This is a genomic window from Microbacterium sp. Leaf351, assembly GCF_001423825.1.
Taxonomy (GTDB): Bacteria; Actinomycetota; Actinomycetes; order Actinomycetales; family Microbacteriaceae; genus Microbacterium; species Microbacterium ginsengisoli.
Window position 1 is genome coordinate 123,013 of the sequence record NZ_LMPK01000009.1, and the last position, 6,714, is coordinate 129,726.

The 6,714-nt window shown below is 71.9% G+C and carries 7 protein-coding genes; 5 read left to right on the forward strand and 2 right to left on the reverse strand.

Going from position 1 to position 6,714, the window contains the following annotated elements:
* Window positions 1-48 precede the first annotated feature (48 nt).
* Together ASG00_RS03865 and ASG00_RS03870 are read right to left on the reverse strand one after the other, a co-directional pair.
* Window positions 49-1,002, reverse strand: a complete 954-nt coding sequence (locus tag ASG00_RS03865) for a PDR/VanB family oxidoreductase (RefSeq protein ID WP_056207020.1) — start codon at window positions 1,000-1,002, stop codon at window positions 49-51.
* Complete coding sequence (locus ASG00_RS03870; protein WP_056207021.1) at window positions 999-1,598, reverse strand: helix-turn-helix domain-containing protein; 600 nt, start codon at window positions 1,596-1,598, stop codon at window positions 999-1,001. Before ASG00_RS03870 ends, ASG00_RS03865 begins: the two co-directional genes overlap by 4 nt.
* 202 nt (window positions 1,599-1,800) lie before the next feature.
* Here ASG00_RS03870 and ASG00_RS03875 point away from each other — a divergent pair, with 202 nt between their 5' ends.
* The 5 genes from ASG00_RS03875 to ASG00_RS03895 all read left to right on the forward strand — a co-directional run.
* Window positions 1,801-3,051: an amidohydrolase family protein gene (locus ASG00_RS03875; protein WP_200930849.1), complete on the forward strand. Its 1,251-nt coding sequence runs from the start codon at window positions 1,801-1,803 to the stop codon at window positions 3,049-3,051.
* Window positions 3,052-3,072: 21 nt separating this feature from the next.
* Window positions 3,073-4,464, forward strand: coding sequence for an FAD-binding oxidoreductase (locus ASG00_RS03880; RefSeq protein WP_056207023.1), 1,392 nt, complete (start codon window positions 3,073-3,075; stop codon window positions 4,462-4,464).
* On the forward strand, window positions 4,461-5,066 hold the full coding sequence (locus ASG00_RS03885) for a pyridoxamine 5'-phosphate oxidase family protein (protein WP_056207025.1): 606 nt from the start codon (window positions 4,461-4,463) through the stop codon (window positions 5,064-5,066). The genes ASG00_RS03880 and ASG00_RS03885 overlap by 4 nt, the downstream gene beginning before the upstream one ends.
* Window positions 5,063-6,139 carry a methylenetetrahydrofolate reductase C-terminal domain-containing protein gene (locus ASG00_RS03890; protein ID WP_056207026.1) on the forward strand — a complete coding sequence of 359 codons (1,077 nt, stop codon included), beginning with the start codon at window positions 5,063-5,065 and terminating at the stop codon, window positions 6,137-6,139. The genes ASG00_RS03885 and ASG00_RS03890 overlap by 4 nt, the downstream gene beginning before the upstream one ends.
* Window positions 6,139-6,714, forward strand: a 576-nt coding sequence (locus ASG00_RS03895; RefSeq protein ID WP_235559123.1) for an SDR family NAD(P)-dependent oxidoreductase, incomplete at its 3' end; no start/stop codon positions are given. The genes ASG00_RS03890 and ASG00_RS03895, both read left to right, overlap by 1 nt.

Genomic DNA, 6,714 nt, shown 5'->3' on the forward strand with positions numbered 1-6,714 from the left:
TCCTCATCGAGCGCCCCACCGCCTGACCACGGGCCCGCACCGGCGCCGTCAGAGGCCGAGCACGATGCGCGGGCACGCGGCCCGCGACACGCACACGTACATCACGTCACTTCGCTCGCGCTCGGACGGCGACAGGATCGAGTCGCGATGATCGATCTCGCCGGAGATCACCGGCGTCTCGCAGGTGCCGCACGTGCCCTCGCGGCAGCTCGAGAGCACGAACACGCCCGACTCCTCGAGAACGTCGAGGACGCTCCGATCGGGCGCGACCTCGACGGTCATCCCGCTGTACTCCAGCTCGACCTCGAACGGCCCGTCCCAGACCGGCGCCGTCAAGGGCTCGGGTTCGAAGCGCTCGGCCGCGAACGCCACCCCGTGGGCGCCCGCGATCTGCTCTGCCGCATCCACGAGGCGCAGCGGTCCGCAGCACCACACCCCGGTGTGTGCCGGGAGAGCTCCGAAGAGCACCTCGAGATCCAGACGTCCGCCCCGCTCCGACACGTGCAGCACGAGCCGGTCGCCGTGCCGTTCCCGCAGCTCGTCGACGAGGATCATGCGGCCCTCGTGGCCCGCGTAGTGCAGTTCGTAGTCGATGCCGGCGGATGCCGCGGCATCCGCCATCGCCGCGATCGGCGTGATGCCGATGCCGCCCGCCAAGAACACCGCACGCGGATGAGCGGCGGCATCGAAGCGGAAGTGGTTGCGAGGCCCCGCGAGGCGCAGCACCGTTCCCTCGGCGACCTGGTCGAGCATCCAGGTCGACCCGCCACGACTGTCGGGCTCACGCAGCACTCCCAGCCGCCACCGCTGCGCACCGGCCGGACCCACGAGGGAGTACTGCCGCACCAGGCCGCCCGGCTGCAGCACGTCGACGTGCGCTCCCGGCTCCCAGGCGGGAAGCGGCTCGTCACCCTGGGGGGCGAGTTCGAGCACGACGAGATCGTCGCTCACCGCGGTGCGGGAGACGACACGGACATCCACATCGGAAGCGATCGGGTTCATAGGCGTGCGGGATGCTCCTTGACGATGATGAGCCGGTAGGCACGGCCGTCGGCCGACCGCCACCGGTGCCGGGTTCCGCCGGCGTAGAAGACCGAATCCCCCGGGGCGAGCACATCGGGCCGCCCCTCCCGGTCGAGGTCGATCTCGACCGTGCCGTCGAGAACGAACATCCATTCGTCCTCGTCGTGGTCGAAGAAGTCGCCGAACTCGACGTTCTCGGCACGGAACTCCATCGGGTGGAACGATCGCGGGTCCGAGACGAGCATGCGCGCGATGCCCTCGGCGTACGCGCCCGACGACCCCTCATCGGCCCGCACGACATCGACCTCGTCGCCCGTCGTCGCCGGCCGGTCGACCGACAGCAGCTCGACCTGGCTGGTGCCGAGCGCCCGCGCGATGCGCTCGAGCGAGCCCATGCTGGGCCTGGTGAGTCCGCGCTCGAGCTGCGAGAGGAACGGGTGAGAGAGCTCCGACGCCGAGGCGAGCTCGACGAGAGTGAGCCTCCGGGCATGCCGCATCGCGCGGATCCGCTCCCCCAAGGCCACGGTCACCTCGTCGACCGGCGACGAGGTGGGGGCCGCGACATCCTTCGCCATGACTGACACCTCCGAACAGCAAGCGGCACCCGCGCGGGTGCCGCTCCGCCAGAAAGTACACCACACCCGGCGAGCGGGCCCGCGCCGGTTTCGCGAGCAGAAACGGACGCGTCACATGCGCGAAACGCGCCCTCCCTACAGTGCCGATTGTAAGTGGGACGAACATCCCGCTCTGCCCGATCGGCCTCTCCCGAGGGGAATCATGTCGTCACTCCCGCGTCCGCTGCGCGTGCTGCGCTCGGCCCGTCTCGCCGACGGATCGCTCGTCGACATCACCCTCGACGGCGAGCTCGTCGCCGCCGTCACCCCGGCCGATGCGGCCGCCGAGATCGACGAGGCATCCGACCTCGACCTGCGGGGGTATCTCGTCGTCACGGCGCCCGCCGAACCGCACGCGCACCTCGACAAGGCCCGCAGCTGGGATGCCGCGCGGCCACCCGCCGGCGATCTCGTCCGCGCGATCGAGTCATGGCGCGCGTTCGCCGCCGGCCAGACCGAGGACGACATCGCCGCCCGCGCCCGTGCCCAGGCGCTCGAGAACCTCGCCGCGGGGACGACGGCCATCCGCACCCACGTCGACCTGTTCGCCGACCACGACCCGCTGCGCGGCGTGCGCGCACTCGTGCGCGTGCGCGAAGAGCTCGCCGAGCTCATCGACATCCAGCTCGTCGCCCTCGGCGGCGAGTGGGTGCCCGACGACGTGTACGAAGGCGCCCTCGACCTCGGCGTCGACATCGTCGGCGGAGCCCCCCACCTCGCCACCGACCCGCATGCGGAGCTGCACCGCGCCCTCGACATCGCCGAGCGGCGCGGCGCCCCCGTCGATCTGCACACCGACGAGTCCCTCGACGGCCCGCTCACGATCGTGTCGTACGCCAACCGGGTGGCCGCATGGTCGCAGCCGCGATCCGCCGGGCACTGCGTACGACTGGGCACGCTCCCCGCGGACGAGCTCGCCGAGGTCATCGCCGCGGTCGCCGCCGCGGACCTCCGCATCATCACCCTGCCGATCACGAACCTCTATCTGCAGGGCTGGGAGCACCCGGTGTCGACGCCGCGCGGACTCACCGCCACCCGCGCCCTGCTCGACGCCGGCGTCGTGCTCGGGGCCGGCGCGGACAACGTGCGCGACCCCTTCAATCCGGTCGGCCGCGGCGACGCGCTCGAGACCGCCTCGCTGCTCGTGACCGCCGGACACCTGAGCCTCGACGAAGCCCTCACCGCCGTCACCGCCGGCGCCCGCGCCGCGATGTGGCTTCCCGAGGCAGGCCCCGTCGTCGGCGCACGCGCCGAACTGCTCGCCGTGCGCGCCGACAGCCTCGGCGAGGCGATCGCCTCGGGCTCCCCCGACCGTCTCGTCATCCACGCCGGGCGACTCGTCGCCCGCACCACGATCCACCGCGACATCGCGCCGGCAGGCGTCGCCGCGGCATCCCCCTCTCTCACCCGCTGATCAGAAGAGAAAGCTGACCGCATGTCTGCCACCACCCTCGCCGCTGTCGACGCGGCCCGCATCGACGCCCTCGCGGCCGAGCTCGCCGAGATCCTCGGCGCCGCCGGCGTCACCCGCGAGGAGCAGGTGCTCGAGCGCTCGTCGCTCGACGGCTCGTACCTCTCGCCGCTGATCAGCGAGCAGCTCCCCCTCGGCCGCGCGCAGCTCGTGGCGTTCCCGGCATCGGCCCAGCAGATCGCCGAGACCGTCGCCGCCGCCGTGCGCCACGGGGTGCCGATCACGCCTCGCGGCAAGGGCACCGGCAACTACGGCCAAGGCATCCCGATGGCCGGCGGTCTCGTGCTCGACACCACCAAGGCCCGCGCGGTCGTCGAGGTCGGCGATGGCTTCATCGTCGCCGAAGCGGGCGCGCCGATGATCCAGATCGAGCAGGCCGCCAACCGCGCCGGCCAGCAGCTGCTCATGTACCCCTCCACGGTGCAGTCGACCCTCGGCGGCTTCCTCTCGGGCGGCTCGGGCGGCACCGGCTCGATCGCCCACGGGGTGCTCATGCACGGCTTCGTGCGCGCCATCGACGTCGTGTTCGCGAGCCCCGAGCCGGAGCTCGTGCATTTCGAGGGCGTCGAGGCCGAGAAGTACCTGCACAACTACGGCGTCGTCGCGATCATCGCCCGCGCCGAAGTGGTGCTCGAGCCTCTGCAGGAGTGGCGCGCGTTCTACGCGAGCTTCGACGACTACCACACGGCCTTCCAGCTGGTGCGTGAGTTCCGCGACCTCGAGCCCACTCCGCGACTCGTCTCCGGCGACGTGCCGCTGCTCGCCGACGCGCTGCCCGCCGACGAGGCGCTGCCCGCTGGGAAGGCGAGCCTGCGAGGCATCCTCGATGTGCGCTCGATCGAGGAGGCGACCCGTCTCGTCGAGGCGGCCGGCGGCACCGTCGAAGCGGTGCGAGAGGGCATCAACCACACCATGAAGGTGTCGATGACCAGCTACAACCACGCGATCGAGTGGCTGCAGAAGAGCTACCCGAACACGTGGTTCCACGTCGAGGTCAACGGTGACGCGCTCGTCGACCGGATCGATGAGGTGCATGAGGTGTACCCCGGCGAGAGCTGGCTGCACATCGAGGCGCAGGCGACGAAGCCCATCGGCATGCTCGCCGCGAAGTACACGACGGCCGAGGACCTGCTGGCCGGCTTCGACCGGCTCGCCGCGCTCGGCGTCGGCTACCACAACCCCCACCAGTGGTTCGTGGACTACTTCCCCGACCGTGCCCGCGAGATGGCCGCGACGACAGACCCGCAGGGTCTCCTCAACCCCGGAAAGCTCGTCAAGCCCGACGTCGACACGGGCACGAAGCCCTCCGTCGCCCTCACCGACGACACCACGGACGACGAGGCGGGCGCCTGGTGACCGGCTGGTTCGACCTCGCCGAGCGAGACGACTGGCCCGCCGACCCGTTCGAGCTGCTGACAGCCTGGCTGCCGGCGAACGACGACCCGGCGCGTCCGATCATGACGGTGATCACCGTCGACGAGACCGGAGCCCCCGACGGACGCACCCAGCTGCTCACCGAGTTCGATGCGGGCGGTCTGTACTTCCACGCCGACGCGAACTCGCGCAAGTTCGCCCAGCTGGAGAACGATCCGCGGGTCGCCCTCGTCATCGCGCTGCTCGACGACAAGCATCAGATCACGGTGCAGGGCGTCGCCGAGACGCCGCCGCCGGGCGAAGAGGATGCCGCCTACCGCCGCCGCAACGTCTACCTGCAGCAGCTCGCGTGGCAGAACACCCACGAGTTCGCGCGACGTCCGCTTCCCGAGCGTGTGGCCGCATGGGCGGCGTTCCAGGAGGAGCACGCCGACGGCTTCGAGCCGCCCGTGTCGTGGGCCGGCAAGCGCGTGCGCCCCACGCGCCTGACGTTCTGGGCCGGCCGCGACGACACGGCGTCTCGCCGCGTCGAGTACCGTCGTCAGCCCGACGAGTCCTGGGCCGTCGAGGTGCGCGCCGGATGAACGCCCCCGCGGCCGTCGCCGACTGCCCCAAGTCGATGACCTACGGCCCGTGCGGCGGGGTGGGTCTCGACGGGCGCTGCGAGGTCGCACCGCATCCCTGCGTCTTCCTGCACACGGGCGTGATCCCGTGGTCCGGGGTGCGGCCGGATGCCGCCGCCCCGCCGACGGTCGCCGCAGCCCCCCTCCCCGACCCGGTGCCGTCTGCGGGCGCGGCGCGCATGCGCGCACTGCTCGCCACACGCCCGATCGTCGTGGCGGACTTCCCGGCGCGCCCGGTGGATGCGGCATCCATCGTCGACTGTGCACACGAGCTCGTCGGCGGGGTCGACGCGGTGCTGCACGGTGACGCCGGGCAGATGCGCGTGCAGTTCCCGCCGGCCTACCGCGCCCGGCTCGTGCAGGAGGCAGGCCTCGTCTCGTGGGCGGGCGTGAACACCCGGGATCGCAACCGGGTGGCGCTCGAAGGCGAGCTCGCTGCCCTCGCCCACGCGGGCGTCGGCGGTGTGCACTGCGTGACCGGTGACCACACCCTCACCGGCTCCCGGCCGGAAGCTCGACCCGTCTTCGACCTCGACTCGACCGAGCTCGCCTCGCTCGCGCATCGAGCGGGCCACCTCGTGTCGGTCGCCGAGTCGCCGATGGCGCCGCCGATCGCCGAGCGCGCCGGACGTCTGCTCGAGAAGCAGCACGCCGGCGCGGAGATCTGCTTCGTCAACCATTCGGGCGGCGCCGAGCCTGTCGCGGCCTTCATCGGCCGCGCGCGCGACCTGGGAGTGACGACGGGCTTCATCCCGTGCCTCCCCATCATCCTCAGCCATGCGAGCGCGGCCCTCATCCGCTCGTTCACCGAGCTCGCCCTGCCACCGGGCTACATCGAACGCATCCTCGCCGCACCGGACCCTGTCGCCGAGGGCGTGGCAGCGGCGATCGAGCTCGGGAGGGAGTTCCTCGAGATCGACGGCGTCGTCGGCGTGGACCTCTCGGGCGGCGTCGACGACGGCACCGAGATCGAGTACGCCCGGGCGGTGGCCGCGATCGGCCGCGCGCTCGGCGGCGGAACGGAGACGAACTGATGGGCACCCTGGACGGCAAGCGTGTGATCGTGACGGGCGCGGCCCGCGGCATCGGGCGTGCGATCGCGGCGCGCATCGCGGCCGAGCGCGCGCAGGTCGTGCTGCTCGACCGCGACGCCGACGCGATCGCCCAGACCGCGGCAGACCTCGGGGTCGCCTCTCTCGCCGTCGACCTCGTGGATGTCGCCTCCACCCGCACCACGATGCGCGCGGCGATCGATCTGCTCGGCGGTCTCGACGTGCTCGTGAACAATGCGGGCGTGTTCCTCAGCGGCGGACTGCTCGAGACCGACCCGGCCGACTGGGACCGCGTCCAGGTCATCAACACCCGCTCCATGCTCGTCACGACGCAGGAGGCGGTGCCCGCGATGCGCGCGGGAGGCGGCGGCCGCATCATCAACCTTGCGAGCATGGCTGCGAAGTCGGGCGGCGGCTTCGAGGGCGCCTACGCCGCCTCCAAGGCCGCCGTCGTGGCGCTCACCCGCGCGACGGCCCAGGAGTTCGGCTCCGACGGCATCACCGCGAACGCCCTGTGCCCCGGATACGTGCTCACCGAGATGGGCGCCGACACCCGC